Source organism: Bacillus sp. RC251 (assembly GCF_044908765.1).
In the GTDB taxonomy this organism is placed as follows: Bacteria; Bacillota; Bacilli; order Bacillales; family Bacillaceae_G; genus Bacillus_A; species Bacillus_A wiedmannii.
In genome coordinates this window covers 1-16,549 of the sequence record NZ_JBIYDP010000003.1, presented here as the reverse complement: position 1 = coordinate 16,549, position 16,549 = coordinate 1, and the positions used below count along the sequence as shown (strand labels likewise).

General features: G+C 36.8%; 15 protein-coding genes. 4 read left to right on the top strand and 11 right to left on the bottom strand.

Annotation, left to right across the window (positions count from 1 at the left end):
- Nucleotides 1-29 precede the first annotated feature (29 nt).
- The 10 genes from ABH961_RS14085 to hflX all read right to left on the bottom strand — a co-directional run bounded on the left by ABH961_RS14085 (nucleotide 30) and on the right by hflX (nucleotide 11,642).
- Nucleotides 30-923 carry a glycosyltransferase family 2 protein gene (locus tag ABH961_RS14085; RefSeq protein WP_098080378.1) on the bottom strand — a complete coding sequence of 298 codons (894 nt, stop codon included), beginning with the start codon at nucleotides 921-923 and terminating at the stop codon, nucleotides 30-32.
- A gap of 5 nt (nucleotides 924-928) precedes the next feature.
- Nucleotides 929-2,038, bottom strand: coding sequence for a glycosyltransferase family 1 protein (locus ABH961_RS14080; RefSeq protein ID WP_098080380.1), 1,110 nt, complete (start codon nucleotides 2,036-2,038; stop codon nucleotides 929-931).
- Entirely contained in the window at nucleotides 2,023-3,180 is a 1,158-nt protein-coding gene (locus tag ABH961_RS14075) for a glycosyltransferase family 4 protein (protein ID WP_098080382.1), read from the bottom strand. Before ABH961_RS14075 ends, ABH961_RS14080 begins: the two co-directional genes overlap by 16 nt.
- Nucleotides 3,181-3,213: 33 nt before the next feature.
- Nucleotides 3,214-5,040 (bottom strand): polysaccharide biosynthesis protein, encoded by a 1,827-nt coding sequence (locus ABH961_RS14070; RefSeq protein WP_098080384.1) that lies wholly within the window; start codon nucleotides 5,038-5,040, stop codon nucleotides 3,214-3,216.
- Between the two features lie 288 nt (nucleotides 5,041-5,328).
- On the bottom strand, nucleotides 5,329-5,991 hold the full coding sequence (locus tag ABH961_RS14065) for a CpsD/CapB family tyrosine-protein kinase (protein ID WP_000323607.1): 663 nt from the start codon (nucleotides 5,989-5,991) through the stop codon (nucleotides 5,329-5,331).
- The gene (locus ABH961_RS14060) at nucleotides 5,940-6,680 is read right to left on the bottom strand and encodes a YveK family protein (RefSeq protein ID WP_046957676.1); all 741 of its coding nucleotides are present in this window, start codon (nucleotides 6,678-6,680) and stop codon (nucleotides 5,940-5,942) included. Before ABH961_RS14060 ends, ABH961_RS14065 begins: the two co-directional genes overlap by 52 nt.
- A 474-nt stretch (nucleotides 6,681-7,154) precedes the next feature.
- On the bottom strand, nucleotides 7,155-8,489 hold the full coding sequence (gene glnA / locus ABH961_RS14055) for a type I glutamate--ammonia ligase (RefSeq protein ID WP_000135338.1): 1,335 nt from the start codon (nucleotides 8,487-8,489) through the stop codon (nucleotides 7,155-7,157).
- Between the two features lie 48 nt (nucleotides 8,490-8,537).
- A complete protein-coding gene (gene glnR, locus ABH961_RS14050; protein ID WP_000656785.1) occupies nucleotides 8,538-8,927 on the bottom strand; it encodes a transcriptional repressor GlnR in 390 nt (129 codons plus the stop codon).
- 176 nt (nucleotides 8,928-9,103) lie between these two features.
- Nucleotides 9,104-10,375, bottom strand: coding sequence for a methionine gamma-lyase family protein (locus ABH961_RS14045; RefSeq protein WP_000460307.1), 1,272 nt, complete (start codon nucleotides 10,373-10,375; stop codon nucleotides 9,104-9,106).
- The gene (gene hflX / locus ABH961_RS14040) at nucleotides 10,368-11,642 is read right to left on the bottom strand and encodes a GTPase HflX (RefSeq protein WP_116443126.1); all 1,275 of its coding nucleotides are present in this window, start codon (nucleotides 11,640-11,642) and stop codon (nucleotides 10,368-10,370) included. Before hflX ends, ABH961_RS14045 begins: the two co-directional genes overlap by 8 nt.
- Before the next feature lie 92 nt (nucleotides 11,643-11,734).
- On the opposite strand from hflX, the gene ABH961_RS14035 reads away from it, so the two are divergent.
- Nucleotides 11,735-12,358, top strand: a complete 624-nt coding sequence (locus ABH961_RS14035; protein ID WP_000312270.1) for a trimeric intracellular cation channel family protein — start codon at nucleotides 11,735-11,737, stop codon at nucleotides 12,356-12,358.
- Between the two features lie 99 nt (nucleotides 12,359-12,457).
- Nucleotides 12,458-12,595 (top strand): hypothetical protein, encoded by a 138-nt coding sequence (locus tag ABH961_RS14030; RefSeq protein WP_165775587.1) that lies wholly within the window; start codon nucleotides 12,458-12,460, stop codon nucleotides 12,593-12,595.
- Between the two features lie 31 nt (nucleotides 12,596-12,626).
- Here the strand turns inward: ABH961_RS14030 and spoVK are convergent, their stop codons facing one another.
- Complete coding sequence (gene spoVK / locus ABH961_RS14025; protein WP_087982006.1) at nucleotides 12,627-13,583, bottom strand: stage V sporulation protein K; 957 nt, start codon at nucleotides 13,581-13,583, stop codon at nucleotides 12,627-12,629.
- A gap of 265 nt (nucleotides 13,584-13,848) precedes the next feature.
- On the opposite strand from spoVK, the gene ABH961_RS14020 reads away from it, so the two are divergent.
- Entirely contained in the window at nucleotides 13,849-14,814 is a 966-nt protein-coding gene (locus tag ABH961_RS14020; protein WP_098848106.1) for a tyrosine-type recombinase/integrase, read from the top strand.
- A gap of 113 nt (nucleotides 14,815-14,927) precedes the next feature.
- Nucleotides 14,928-16,549: collagen-like repeat preface domain-containing protein (locus ABH961_RS14015; RefSeq protein ID WP_404519536.1), on the top strand; the 1,622-nt coding region annotated here is incomplete at its 3' end.

Genomic DNA, 16,549 nt, shown 5'->3' with positions numbered 1-16,549 from the left:
CTTCCCTCTTATCAATCCTAAGTAAATCCCTATATATTTACTTTTATTCTTGTTTTCAATGTAATGTAACTATATAGAATAACCCCAAATGGCACTGCGCAAAGGGTAAGCACTTTACATGGTGACTCTTTTATAAATTTTTTATTTTTCGCTATAAAGCTACTTGAGACATAATGTACAGCTTGTCTATATTTAAATAACCTATTTGCAAATGGTAGCTTCATCAGTTCCTTACGATAAAAAGCAAAACCTTTTGGATTTTTACGATACTGACTTAACATGTTCATCGAAGAACCATCAGGCATATATTCAACATAACAAAGTGCTTCGTTCATGAGTAACATCTCATATTTCTGATCCAACATATAGTATTTATATGCCAAACCTACATACTTTTCATTTTTAAAAATCGGATAAGGATACTCCCTAGTTAGTTCTGTACGATATACCAATTTCTTATCTCCAGTTACACCATGTTTATTGTAAAGATTAAACAGTGTAGAGCGGTTAAGATTTAATGGTAGCTTTGAACCAATTACTGTCCCATCTTTATATAAATCAAGAGCAATGATTCCACTTACTTGGTCACTTCCATTTTCATCCCAAAACGAAATGATCTTCTCTACGGCATCACTAGGCATTGAGTCATCTGAATCAATGCACACATTAAGTTCAGTATCAATCATCTCGTAAGCTTTATTATGAGCACCATGCATCCCTTGATTTACTTGCCAATAATATCTTATACTTATACAACCTTCAGAAATCCAAGAATGCACTAACTCCTTTGTATAATCATCAGACCCATCATCTATAATTAACCATATAAAATCTTTACACGTTTGCTGCTTCAAACTTTCATAACACCCGTGAAGACAATATGCTCGATTATATGTAGGGGTAAAAATCGTTAGCTTTTTCAATATGCTCACCTCGATACTTCAACATAAAACTTTTGGATAAACCCTGTAATATTTTTTATATCATATCCTTTTTCAGCTAATACATTTTGTTCCACACTTCGCGATACCTGCTTGTTCGCTATATTTTGTAATGGACCTACCCAATTTCTTATTTCTAACAATGAACACTGTTCAACTAAATTCAACCCCAAATCCACATCTTGTGTAATAGTGTCCGATATAATACATGGCAAACCCGCCCCTTGTGCTTCAATAAGAGTAACTGGTAAACCTTCATAAATAGATGGAAATATAAATGTATCAAATGCTTGTAATAAACGATTAATATCACTACGTATTCCTAAAAATTTAACTTTATCTGTTAGATTCAGTTTCTCTACTTTTTTCTTCATTTCTAATCGAAGCGACCCATCTCCAACTAATAGAAGAATAGAGTTCGGCCTGTATTCTATTAATTGAGCAAAAATATCAATTAAAAAAGTATGATTTTTTGGATGTGCAAATCTTCCCACGTGTCCAATCACAAAAACATCCCCATGAAGGTTGAGTTCTTTTCTTACCTGCGCTCTAATGTCTGGATTAAATGTAAATTCATCACATTCAATTCCATTTTTTAATATTTTTGTTGCACTTTCTCTATTAGCAAACAACCATTGCGCTGCAGCTACTGAACACGCTAAAAAATGTGTAGCACACGACGTAATAAATGCTCCTGCATACCATTTATATATTTTTGCTATAGCCCCACCCTCACTGCTTGTACTATGACTATGCGCAATCCTAACTGGCACCCTTGCTTTTTTTGCTGAACGAAGGACAAATCCGCTCATTTTATCCATATGTGAATGAATGATTTTATATTGTGGATGAGAGTTAAAGAAGGTATTGAGAGCCTTTATATAACCTCTATGACCAACATCTGTAACGTATGGAATTCTATGAACTTCCCCGCCCAACTTTACTATCTCTTCATCAAATACTCCCTCTTTACAAGTTAAAAAATCAAATTGTACTTTTGAGCGGTCTATATTACGATACAAATTCATAATTAAAGTTTCGGCTCCGCCTCTATTCATATTTACGACTACATGTAATACTCTTAATGGAGTGCCCAATTTAAATCCTCCATTTCATCCATATAACTTGTATAAATTTCCTTTTTCTCTTTCAATACTTCATTAACTGAATATTCATTCGCAATAATAGTACGTCCATACTGTCCAAACTGCGCTTGTAATTTAGTATTTTTAGAAATAGTATTGATTCTTTCAGCCATCGTCTGTATGTCATCGCGTTCTATAGTCCAACCATTTTTATTATTAATAATTAACTCCCTGTGCCCTCGGTTACTTGTAGCTACAACCGGAAGTCCACAAGCCATGGCTTCCATAATATTAACTGGCAAACCTTCCCTGTAACTGGATGCAACAGCTAGATCACACATCAGTAGCAAATGGGCTATATCATTTCTATAACCAAGAAAGTGCACCATACTACTCACACCTAGTTGCGTCGCTATTTTTTTGCACTCTTCCATTAACGGACCTTCTCCAGCAAGCAAAAGCTTTACATGTGGCATTTCATTTTTCAATTGTGCTAATACATGGATTAAAAAGCTTTGATTTTTATTCTTATTAAATTCAGCAGCATAAAACATTAAAAAATCTTTAGACTTATAACCATTTTTATGTCTTATTTTCTCCTTTTCACTTTCAGTAACAGGAACATATCGTTCTATATCTATCCCTACACCATGAACGAGTTTAATATCTTTAGCTTGAAAACGATGTTTAACCGCTAAATTGTAATCTTCTTGATTAATTGTTATGAGACAATCTGTAGTAGTAGCTAAACTTCTTTCGATTGGATAGTATAAAAGCCAATTTATAAACGGCGATCCTTTACAAAAGTGAAATCCATGCGCCGTATATATGACCTTTGTCCCTTCCCGCCGTGCTTTCCGGGCAGCTATTCGAGCAATTACACCTCCCATAGGCGTATGACAATGAATGATTTTATATTTATTTTGGTGAATAATTGATTTTAGTTTTTTATATGCATGAAGGTTTTGTATGCTAAGAGGTGATCTTTGAATAGGAATATTATATTTTTGAGTTACGTACGGAAGGTGCATATTCCCATTCGCTGCAACATGTACTTCCCAACCTTGGTCTGCAAACCATTTCAAATACGGTAAATGAAATGCTTTAAAATGATAATCCACAGTTGCACAAAACAGAACTTTTTTAGACACCATCCCACGCACCCGTCTTATTATAAATTTTTGCCTTTAACCTGATACTGGTATTAATAGCTTTAAAGTTTTACGCTGATTCACTAAATTTAACAATCGCTTTCTTAATTCTAATTCATTTAACACTGAATATTCAGAAATAAATTTTTCTATCTCATCTATACGAACATTCATTTCTTGCCCTACATAAATTCTCGGGTGGACTTGCTTTTCATTCATTTCATCTTCTTTTAGTAATTCTTCAAACAATTTCTCTCCAGGGCGTATACCCGTAAATTCTATTCCTATTTCATCCACAGAGTTTCCTGATAATCGAATGAGGTTTTTAGCAAGATCCACTATTTTTACTGGTTCTCCCATATCCAGTACAAAAATTTCTCCACCTTTTGCTAACGCACCAGCTTGTACTACCAGTCTAGATGCCTCCGGAATAGTCATAAAATAACGAACCATATCTGGGTGAGTAACTGTAACTGGCCCCCCTTTTTGAATCTGCTTCTTAAATAACGGGATAACACTCCCTCTACTTCCTAAGACATTTCCAAATCGTACCGTAACAAACTTTGTATGACTTATTTTATCTTTATGTTGTATTACCATCTCAGCTAATTTCTTTGTCGCCCCCATAACACTCGTTGGGTTCACTGCTTTATCCGACGAAATCATAACAAACGTTCCTACTCCATGTATTTTTGCCGCCTCTGCTATATTCATAGTCCCAATCAAATTATTTTTAACTGCCTCTTCAGGATTGTTTTCCATCAATGGTACATGTTTATGTGCAGCAGCATGATATACAACATGAGGAAGATGTTTATTCATGATTAAATGCATCTTCTTTTCATCTTGAATATCTGCGATTTCTGGAATAAACACGCCTTTTTTATCATTATGTTTTTCATTTAATTCCACTTCTATTGAATATATACTGTTTTCTCCGTGCCCTAATAAAATCAATTTTTTCGGCTTAAATTTCGCAACTTGTCTACAAATTTCTGAACCTATTGATCCACCTGCACCAGTAACTAAAATGACTTTATCCGTTATATAATCTGAAATGATATCCACATCTAACTCTACAGGATCACGCCCTAATAAATCTTCTACTTGAACATCTCTGAATTCATTCACTGAAACTTTACCTGTTACTAAGTCTTCTAACATTGGAAGAATTTGCGTTTTTACATTTGTTTTTAAACAATCTTTTAAAATATTATTTCTATCTTTCTTGTTTAGCGAAGGAATTGCTAAAATTATCATTTCAATATTCAGTTTTTTGATAACGTAATCAATTTGGTTCGTACCACCAATTACCGGAATCCCCCAAATATCAAGATTATGTTTTTTGACATTATCATCAATAAACGCGACTGGCATTAATTCCGTAGCACTATTCTTCAACAACTGTCTTGCAACCATTGTCCCAGCGGATCCCGCACCAACAATTAACGTTCTTTTCTTATTTCCTTTTTTTACATAATAAATATCTCTGTACATTCTCCAAATAAAGCGAGAACCACCTATTAATAAAATATGAATCATCCAAGTAACAACTAACAATCGAAAATACATTTTCCCCATGACTAGTTGCTGTACAACCGCTGTAGTAAGTATAGAAAATGTAACAACCTTGCATATAATTAGCAATTCTCCTATACTTGCATATTCCAATGCCTTTTTATACAACTTATAAATAAAAGCAAACAAATGATGACTAACTAATAAAGTGATAGAGCTAATAACTGATGATAAAGTGATAACACTGAAGCTAGCATTTACAAAAAAATAACTAAAAAAAATAGCAGTTAATACTATCAGTGAATCCATTAAAAGCAATAACGATATCCTCCGGCGATACGTCATATAACTTCCTCCTTTAATCAATTCCTTACTTAACTCTTTCAAACTTAAAGTTTCTAACTATATTCTCTTTATTAAAAACACATAGTTAGAAACTTTAATAAAACATGGGCATCTAACCCTCCCTCACATTACACTTTTGACGACTGGCATCTAAGGTTGTTTTCACAACCCACAGCATAATCGAGTGCCTCCATTGATAGCGGTCAGGAGACATCACCACATCACGATTTTATTTTCTTCTTTATAACGAACAATTCCACTTGTGAAAGTTTAATTTAAAAATAGCCTTTATACTTTCCCATTCAAAATCGCACCCAACATTCTACTTTTCGTAAAACTTAGTGCCCTTTTCGTTTCAAGTGCGTCTTCGTTCACAGTGCGATTATATCGGATCACCAAAAGTACTCCTTCACACTTATCAGCTAATACGCTCGTATCTGTTACTTCTAATACAGGGGAAGAGTCAAATAATATGATGTCATACCGTTCCATCGCCTTTTGAATCAACATATCCATTTCCTCTGAACTAAGTACTTCTGACGGATTGAATGGTACTGGACCGCTAGTTAATACATCCAGACTCTCCATCCTTGTTTTTTTTACAGCACCTACCAAATTTGTTTTTCCGTTCAATATGTCAGTTAATCCAATTGTATTTTCTACTTCTAACATTTCATGAATCGTTGGTGTTCGTAAATTCGCATCTATTACCAATACTTTTTCACCTTTTTGTGCTATTGAGACTGCTAAATTTACTGTAATCGTTGATTTCCCTTCACCGTACCTCGGAGAAGTAATCACTATCGTCCTGATTTTATGCATAGACGAAGATAATTGAATGTTTGTTCGAAGCGAACGATACTGCTCCGAGATTTTCGATCTTGGGGCGGTATACGCAACTATACTTTCTCCTTTAACTTTATTTGTTTTCCGTCTATTTTTGTATGCCACTCCGTTCCCTCCCCCAATAACACTGTATTTTTCCCACTAAATTTATCTTTCATATTCTTCTTATTCATTTTAGAAATTCCACCCAAAACAGGGATATCTAACAATTGTTCAATTCGTCGTTCTGATTGGATTCTCTCATCCAATGAATCCAATAAAAAAATAAAACCGATACTGAGCACCATACCTAACGTGAATGCGATTAGTATCGTCTTAAAGTGATTTATATTTATAGGCATAGAATTTTTTTGAACTGGATCCTCTGGTAATATACTTACATTATTAAAATTCAGTATATTTGCTACTTCTTGCTTATAAACAGCCGCTGTAGTATTTGCAATTTTATGTGCAAGCACAGGATCCATATCCACTACATTTATCCTCATAATTTGAGAGCCTTGTACACTTTCTGTACTTATTTGTCCACTTAATGCACCTGCTGATCTGTTTATATTCAATTCAGCAGCTACTTTTTCTAATATTACAGGCTCATTTACCATTGCTTTCAATGTATTCATCGTTTCGGCATTAGCTTGAACAATTACCCTTGCCGAAGAAGCATACAAAGGCGTTTTCATATACATACTATACAGGACTCCTCCTACCGTTGTGAGCGTCGTAAACAATAGTAGTATCCACACCCTTTTCCGCATTAAAGTGAATAGATTTTTCAAATTTATTTCCTTATTCATTACTTCTCCCCCTCATTTAATACCAATGAGATTTCAGTTGAGCATTCCATAAAAAAACAAAAACAAGATTATTATTTTTATTTTTCGAATATACAAAACTTCCTAATTACTGTCATTTTAGTTCTTTATATAGAACGAGTCAATATAATTTATTTTTGTTTAATCACTTCTTAATTCCAGCTCAAAAATTACGACAATATTCTTCATAATTCACTGTAGATAAATGACGAAAATCCCCTATCACTGCAGTATCAAGGGGTTTTTCTTTGTATTGAAACGTAATTGAGCTAGGCTTTTTAACCCATTTAAATAGGCCATATATATTAAATAACTCACTTTTTCAAATGATATTCATTTCGTATAAGTATTAGCAAGTACATTTTTGAATTTATTTGCTCCTTTATATTCCTCCTATAAAAATGCCCGATAAATAAAAAAACCCTCAACACGTTATGTGTCAAGGGTTTGAGCCTCTTAGTATAGAGACATATATTGATCGCGTTCCCATTGGTGAACTTGTGTGCGGAAGATATCCCACTCAATCTCTTTTGCTTCAATGAAGTGCTCAAGTAAATGTTCTCCTAGTGCACCGCATACTACTTCATTAGATTGTAATGTAACTAATGCTTGCGCTAATGTTGCTGGTAAGTCAACGATACCTGCTTCTTCGCGCTCTTCTTTTGTCATTACATAGATGTTACGGTCTACTGCAGCTGGTGGAGTTAATTTGTTTTTAATTCCATCAAGACCTGCTGCTAATAATGTAGCCATTACTAAATATGGGTTTGCAGCTGGGTCAACACTACGTACTTCTACGCGTGTACTAATACCACGAGATGCAGGAATACGTACTAATGGGCTACGGTTTTGTGCAGACCATGCTACGTAACAAGGAGCTTCGTATCCAGGTACTAAACGCTTGTAAGAGTTTACAGTTGGATTTGCTACCGCTGTAAATGCTGGTGCGTGTTTTAAAATACCTGCGATGAAGTGACGAGCATCATCACTTAATTGTAAGTCACCGTTTTGATCGAAGAATACGTTCTCACCATTTTTGAATAGTGATAAGTTACAGTGCATACCTGAACCGTTCACACCATATAATGGTTTTGGCATAAATGTTGCGTGTAAACCGTGTTTACGAGCAATTGTTTTTACAACAAGTTTGAATGTTTGAATGTCATCACATGAGCGAATTGCATTTGCATATTTAAAGTCAATTTCGTGTTGCCCTGGAGCAACCTCATGGTGAGACGCTTCAATTTCAAAGCCCATTTCTTCAAGTTCAAGAACGATATCACGACGACAGTTTTCCCCTAGATCCATCGGCGCAAGGTCGAAGTATCCACCGTTATCGTTTAATTCTAATGTTGGATTTCCTTTTTCATCTACTTTAAATAGGAAGAATTCTGGCTCTGGTCCAAGATTGAAATCTGAGAATCCCAATGCTTCCATTTCTTTTAATACACGCTTTAAGTTGTTACGTGGATCACCATCAAATGGAGTGCCATCTGCATTGTAAATATCACAGATTAATCGAGCTACTTTTCCTTTTTCAGCTGTCCAAGGGAAAATTACCCAAGTATCTAAATCTGGATATAAGTACATATCAGATTCTTCAATACGTACGAAACCTTCAATAGAAGATCCATCAAACATCATTTTGTTATCAAGAGCTTTTGTTAATTGGCTCACTGGAATTTCTACGTTTTTAATTACTCCTAAAAGGTCCGTAAATTGTAAGCGGATATACTTTACATTCTCTTCTTTCGCCAAACGGAAAATATCTTCTCTTGTGTACCTAGCCATTATAAATTCCTCCTTAGTCCCTCTAAACACCTTCAGAATCAGTTATCTTTAGTGAAAAAACCTTGAAATGTCACCTTGTCGCAATGAAGTTCGATTAAATCTACCTGTATGTTGTAGTTCATCTCGAAGTATTTTGCGAAGCTCAGTTTTTGAAATTTCTTTCGTTTCTTCTTTTACTTTCACTGTTTCTGTTTGATTTACTTTCATTAGTAACACTTGTTTAATACCAGCCATATTCAAGCCTTGATCTAATAAATCTTTAATCTCTAACAACTTATCTACATCGTTAAATGAAAATAATCTACGATTCCCCTTTGTACGGGTTGGAGAAACAAGATTATGCTCTTCATAGTAGCGAATTTGACGTGCAGATAATTGTGTTAAATCCATAACAATACCAATAGGAAACAGCGGGGCAGAACGTCTATCTTCTTTCATTGTTTCAGTTCCTCCTTCGCCTTAACTGTTTCTCATTTTATACCATGTTATGTTTAGTGTCAATAGATGTTAGCTTTTCTTACATGATTTTTTTTATAAATTTTTTCATTCTTTTTTCTAATGAGATTAATCATTACTTTCACACGAAAAAAGCTGTCGAAATCGACAGCTTCCCCTTAAGAAATTGTTAATAATTCTTTTTCAATTAACGCATCAATTGCAGAACAAATTGCAATCTTCACATGTGAATAAGTTAACCCACCTTGCACGTAAGCAACATAAGGCGGACGAATTGGACCATCAGCTGACAATTCAATACTTGCACCTTGAATAAACGTTCCCGCAGCCATAATTACATCATCTTCATAACCCGGCATATAGTTGGCATATGGAGTGAAGTGAGAATTAATTGGAGATGCATATTGAATCGCTTGGCAGAATGCAATCATACGATCTTTATCATCAAATTGAACAGACTGAATTAAATCTGTTCTTGGTGCATTCCATGCTGGTGATGTATTCATTCCTAACTTCTCTAAAAATGCAGCTGTAAAAATCGCACCTTTTAGCGCTTGTCCCGCTACATGCGGCGCCAAGAAGAAACCTTGATACATTTCTTGCAGACTGTATAAAGATGCCCCTGCTTCCGCACCGATTCCCGGAGATGTTAAACGATATGCACACGCTTCAACATACTGTTCTTTACCAACAATGTAACCACCAGTTTTAACAATTCCACCACCAGGGTTTTTAATAAGCGAACCTGCCATTAAATCTGCACCTACATGACATGGCTCTTGCTCTTCAATAAACTCACCATAACAGTTATCTACAAACACAACAACATCAGGTTTAATTTCTTTAACGAATGCTATCATCTCTTTAATTTGAGAAATAGTAAACGATGGACGAGTAGCATAACCTTTTGAGCGCTGAATCCCAATCATCTTCGTATTACTATGAATTGCAGTCGCAACAGCTCCAAAATCAACAAGCCCCTCTTCAGTAAGCGGAACTGCATTATAACCAATATTATATTCTTTAAATGAACCTACACCTTTTCCGCGTACACCAACGATTTCTTCTAATGTATCATACGGTTTGCCAGTGATGTACAATAACTCATCTCCCGGACGTAAAACACCGAATAACGCTGTAGAAATAGCATGAGTACCTGAAATAATTTGCGGACGAACAAGACCAGCTTCCGCTCCAAATACATCCGCATACACTTTTTCTAACGTATCACGGCCAATATCATCATAACCGTAACCTGTCGTCGGAATAAAATGCGAGTCACTAATTTTATGTTTACGGAAACTTTCTAACACTCGAAACTGATTACTTTCAATTACTTCATCCGCGCGTTTATGTACTTCTGTAATCTGGCTCTCTACTTCTTTTACGATTGGAGCAATTTTTTCTCCATTTTTCAAACGATCAAACATTTTTATTTTCTCCTTCTTCCACTAAAAATCTCTTTAATTGCACATTAAGCGATGAATGAGCAAAAATATACCCCACGCAATTATATACAAATTTATCTTCCAGAAACTCCATCTTTGTTAATAGCGTCTCCGTCTTTAATAGCGTTAACAACTTACCTTCACTCGGTGGAATTTCCACTTGATAACGATTCATTTCTTCCTTCATTTTCGTTTCTATCGCTTCTTTTATATGCAATAAATCACTTTGTTCAAAGGCACTAGTCATTAAGAAGTCACTTTTCGGAAACGGAATAAAGTTTTGATGTAATTCATCTTTTTTATTATATAACGTAATAATAGGAATATGATTAATTTCAAGTTCTGACAATAATTGTTTTACTGTTTTCTCATGCCCTACATAATTAGGATCCGCTGAATCAACTACATGTAAAATAACATCCGCTTCACCAGCTTCTTCTAGTGTCGAACGAAAAGCAGCAATTAATGACGTAGGTAAATCTTGTATAAAGCCCACCGTATCAGTTAGTAATACTGTATAACCTGAAGGTAACTGCATCTTCCTTGTCGTCGGGTCTAGCGTTGCAAACAACAAGTTTTCTTCAAACGTATCTGCTTCCGTCAATCTATTAAACAGTGTAGATTTTCCCGCATTCGTATACCCTATTAATGAAACTTGAAATACTTTATTATCTTTTCTTCTCTCACGATATCTTTTTCGATGCTCCACAACAACTGCAAGTTGTTTCTTTATTTCATCAACGCGTGATCGAATATGACGACGATCCGTCTCCAGTTTCGTCTCACCCGGCCCTCTCGTTCCAATACCACCACCAAGACGTGATAAAGACAATCCTTGCCCCATAAGACGTGGCATTGTATATTGCAACTGAGCTAATTCTACTTGAAGCTTACCTTCCCTCGACTTCGCACGTTGCGCAAAAATATCTAATATTAGTTGCGTTCGATCAATTACCCTCGCATCTAATACTGAGGATAAATTCCGAATTTGACTCGGCGTTAATTCGTTATTAAATACGATAACATCCGGTTCTAATTCTTCCGTTAACATTGTAAGCTCTTCTAATTTACCTTTACCTATATAAGTCGCCGGATGAAACTTCGGTCGTTTTTGCGTTGTAGACACTAACAATTCTGCTCGTGCAGTCTTCGCTAGCGATGCAAGCTCTTTCATGGAATGCATAAACTTTTCATCATCATCTTGTGGCAATTGACAGCCTACTAATATGACTTTTTCTTTTTCTTCCATCAAATATGTTCACTCATCCTTTTCGAAATTTAAACCTTCTAATATAATAGCAGAGGAAGCACATTTCATCTAGTTAGCGGGGGAGAAAATTCATGGCATGGGAGATTTTTAGCATCATAGGCACAATCGCTTTCGCACTAAGCGGAGCCATTGTTGCAATGGAAGAGGATTATGATATTTTCGGGGTGTATATTTTAGGAATGGCAACCGCATTTGGGGGAGGTGCCCTTCGTAATTTATTAATCGGTTATCCGATTGTCGCGTTTTGGCAACAAGACATGTTATTCCAAATCGCACTACTATCAATGACGATTATTTTTCTTTTTCCTAATAAATTAATTAGACATTGGAAAAAGTGGGAAAATATCACTGATGCTATCGGCTTATCAGCATTCGCCGTACAAGGAGCATTATATGCTCAAAAATTAAATTTACCAATTAGCGCTACAATCGTAGCAGCTGTTTTAACTGGTATTGGCGGTGGTATCATCCGCGATCTTTTAGCCCGCAGAAAACCTCTCGTCCTTCGAGCTGAAGTATATGCCTTTTGGACGATTCTAGCAGGTTTCTTAATCGGCGCTCAAATTATTGTTAGCGATTGGGCTCTATATACCTTATTCATTTTAATTGTTTGCTTCCGCATGGTTTCTATTCATTACAAATGGCATTTACCGCATAGACGTATCGATACAAAAGAACGTTCAATGCATAAATAGCAATCTAACCTCTTTACATATCGTAAAGAGGTTTTTCTTTTCTAATGAGTTTTTCTTTACATAATGTTTATACTAATCCTCAAAGCGAGGTGAATACAAATGACAAACCATGTTAATAAAGGCGCTCAAAAAAGCTCAGTAGGTCAAATTGGACACGATCCTAATTCTGCACACGAAAAAAGCGCTAAAATGGAACACTTCCATAAATCTTATCAAGAAAAAGCAAAAAAAGAGTAAAAGCACTTATACAAAAAAACAGACGCACAGTTTACGTACTGTGCGTCTCCTCTTCAAGCATCAAATCACAACTTGATATCCCAATTAAATCATATTTATCATACGTATCCTCTTGCAACAACCGCATAGCCTGTGTACGAATCGATTTTTCAACAATATTCCGTACATATCTTCCATTACTAAACGATGTAATTTGCGATGAGTACTTTACAGCATGTAAATGATCTCTAAATTTCCATTCAGCCTCTTTCGATAACTGGTATTCACGTTCTTCATACATCCTCTTTCCTATTTCTAACAGCTGATTTACTGAGTAATCCGCAAATTCAATTATAAACGGAAAACGTGATTGCAGACCTGGATTTAATGAAAGAAAGTGATTCATTTCTCTTGAATATCCGGCTAATATCAATACAAAACCGTGTTGTTTATCTTCCATATGCTTTACGAGTGTATCAATTGCTTCTTTCCCAAAATCTTTTTCTCCCCCTCGGGCTAATGAATACGCCTCATCAATAAACAAAATACCTCCCATTGCTTTTTTTATTAAATCTCTTGTTTTTTGAGCTGTATGACCGATGTACTCTCCTACAAGATCCGCACGTTCAGCTTCAACTAAGTGCCCTTTTGATAGAATATTCATCTCAAACAACAATTTCCCTATCATTCTAGCAACAGTTGTCTTCCCTGTACCTGGATTCCCTTTAAACAACATATGGAGTACTTGCTTCTCAGACTTTAACCCTATTTCTTGTCTTTTTTTATTTACATAAATCCAAGCATATATTTCTTTTATTATCTTTTTTATATCATCCATGCCAATAAGCTTTCCCATTTCTTCTTCAATTCTTTGCAGCATCTCATGTTTCGTAGTAGTTTCATTTGAAATTACTGTTTTATTTTCTGCGGCTGGTAAAGAAATTTTCTTTCGATGATTTAACACAATATTAATTTGATTATTATTTTTCTTTCGCATCGATTGTTCCATACAATCACCTCATTTTATCCCGCTATTTGCGAGCAGTAAGACTCCCACCTCAAAATTCAGCAAATATTAGGAAGTTAGGCTGCAGATAATTGCCCGTAAATGCCCGATTGGTACAGGCTAATGATCAGCGATGGATTAACAAAATCCCACTGATTAAAGTTTCGCTTTATCCACTCACCAAATATTATTATTCCTGTCTCCCTTGCAAATGACTATTTTCAGAAAAGTTTGCTATAATATAAGAAATAATGAAGGTGGTGGGACTATGGAGACAACGGAATTCCATGATACAATACAAGCCTTTTCTATTTTTTTATTGAATAAAGGCCGAAAACCTTCAACCATTAAACGTTATGTTTATGACATTGAAGATTTCGGACATTGGTTAAAAAAAAACCAAAAGCTCCCTTCCAGTAATATATGGGCTACACTTTGTACAAAAGACTATGAAGATTATTTTTTCGACTTAAAAAAGAATCGACATTACTCAGAGAAAACGATGCACCGTGTATTTATTGTATTAAATAGAATGCATCACTTTCTAAACATACCTAATCCATTAAAGAATATGGAAATTTCTATCCAACCAGACCGCAGGCTTCGCGATGAAGATTTCATTTCATCTGATGAGGAAAAAAGATTAAAACATATAGTCTCTTCATTGGAAGGACTTTCAGAAAAACAACGTCCTGTGCGCCCTTTATTGATAGATCGTAATATCGTTATTTTAAACTTATTAATCGACTATGGATTATCCTTACAGGAACTTACAGCATTAACTCTGCATCACGTCCACTTTGAAACTAACACATTATCTATCCCAGCAACCGCAGGGGTAGAAAGAACAATTACATTAACTAACGAAGACAAAAAACAACTATATGCTTATTACAAAAGCATCCCTGAACCCGTTCGTCCAAAATATCATAGCCACGACCCATTATTTATCGCATTTGATTTTAATCGTGGAACATACAGATGGGTATACGAAAATGATGCACCGAAGGGATTAACAGAAATCGCTATCCAAAAAATGATTCGCCTTGAAGTATCTAGAGCTAATTTACGCAAAGGAATCTCAGGACAACACTTTCGTAACACCTATATTTTAAACTTAATAAAAAAAGAAACTCCGGAGTCAGAAATTATAAAACTAGCTGGATTCAAATCAAAAGTTTCACTAAAACGATATTATCAATACGCAGAAAATAGAAAAAACGCCTTATCATAAGGCGTTTTTTCTATTTTTTCTTTAAACAAACGATTTTACTATGACCATTTAACTAATTTTTGCATCTACTATGATGAGTTTCGTTCATATCCTCATGAGAAAGGAGAGATTTAATGTCTCATTTTAACGACAGTCAGAACAAATTCTCCAAACCATGCTTTCCAAGTAGCGCCGGACGAATCCCAAATACCCCATCAATCCCAGTTACTAAGGTACAACTTAGAACATTCCGTGCAATCATTATTGATTTAACAAAAATAATCCCAAAACTTTTCGCAAATCCATCTCCTCAAAACATTGAAGATCTAATCGATACATTGAACCTACTAAGTAAATTTATTTGTTCACTAGACGCTACTTCCTCCCTGAAAGCACAAGGGTTAGCTATTATTAAAAACTTAATAACTATATTAAAAAATCCAACCTTCGTAGCAAGCGCTGTATTTATCGAGCTTCAAAATCTAATTAATTATTTACTTTACATTACAAAACTATTCCGAATCGACCCTTGCACACTTCAAGAGCTTCTTAAATTAATAGCAGCATTACAAACCGCTCTAGTTAATTCTGCTTCATTCATTAAAGGACCTACCGGGCCTACTGGGCCAGCAGGCGCTACTGGCGCTACCGGACCTCGAGGTAACACGGGTGCTACTGGCGCTACTGGTGCTACCGGACCTCAAGGTAACACGGGCGCGACTGGTGCCACCGGGCCTCGAGGTAACACGGGTGCTACTGGTGCCACTGGACCTCAAGGTATTCAAGGTAACACGGGTGCTACTGGGCCTCAAGGTAACACGGGTGCTACCGGTGCCACTGGACCTCAAGGTATTCAAGGTAACACGGGTGCCACTGGACCTCAAGGTGCTCAAGGTAACACGGGTGCCACGGGTGCCACTGGGCCTCGAGGTAACACAGGCGCTACCGGTGCCACTGGACCTCAAGGCGTTCAAGGTAACACGGGCGCTACTGGTGCCACTGGACCTCAAGGTATTCAAGGTAACACGGGTGCTACTGGGCCTCAAGGTAACACGGGTGCTACCGGTGCCACTGGTATAGGAGTTACTGGACCTACCGGACCTTCTGGTGGGCCTCCTGGACCTACTGGTCCTCAAGGCGCTCAAGGTAACACGGGTGCTACCGGACCTCAAGGTGTTCAAGGTAACACAGGTGCTACTGGGCCTCAAGGTATTCAAGGTAACACAGGTGCTACTGGGCCTCAAGGTATTCAAGGTAACACGGGCGCTACTGGTGCTACTGGAGCTCAGGGCGTTCAAGGTAACACGGGTGCTACTGGTCCTCAAGGTGTTCAAGGTAACACAGGCGCTACTGGTGCCACTGGACCTCAAGGCGCTCAAGGTAACACGGGTGCTACCGGACCTCAAGGTGTTCAAGGTAACACAGGCGCTACTGGTGCCACTGGACCTCAAGGTGTTCAAGGTAACACAGGCGCTACTGGTGCCACTGGACCTCAAGGCATTCAAGGTAACACGGGTGCTACTGGACCTCAAGGCGCTCAAGGTAACACAGGCGCTACTGGTGCCACTGGACCTCAAGGCGTTCAAGGTAACACGGGTGCTACTGGTGCTACTGGTGCCACTGGACCTCAAGGCGCTCAAGGTAACACAGGCGCTACTGGTGCCACTGGACCTCAAGGCATTCAAGGTAACACGGGTGCTACTGGACCTCAAGGCGCTCAAGGTAACACAGGCGCTACTGGTGCCACTGGACCTCA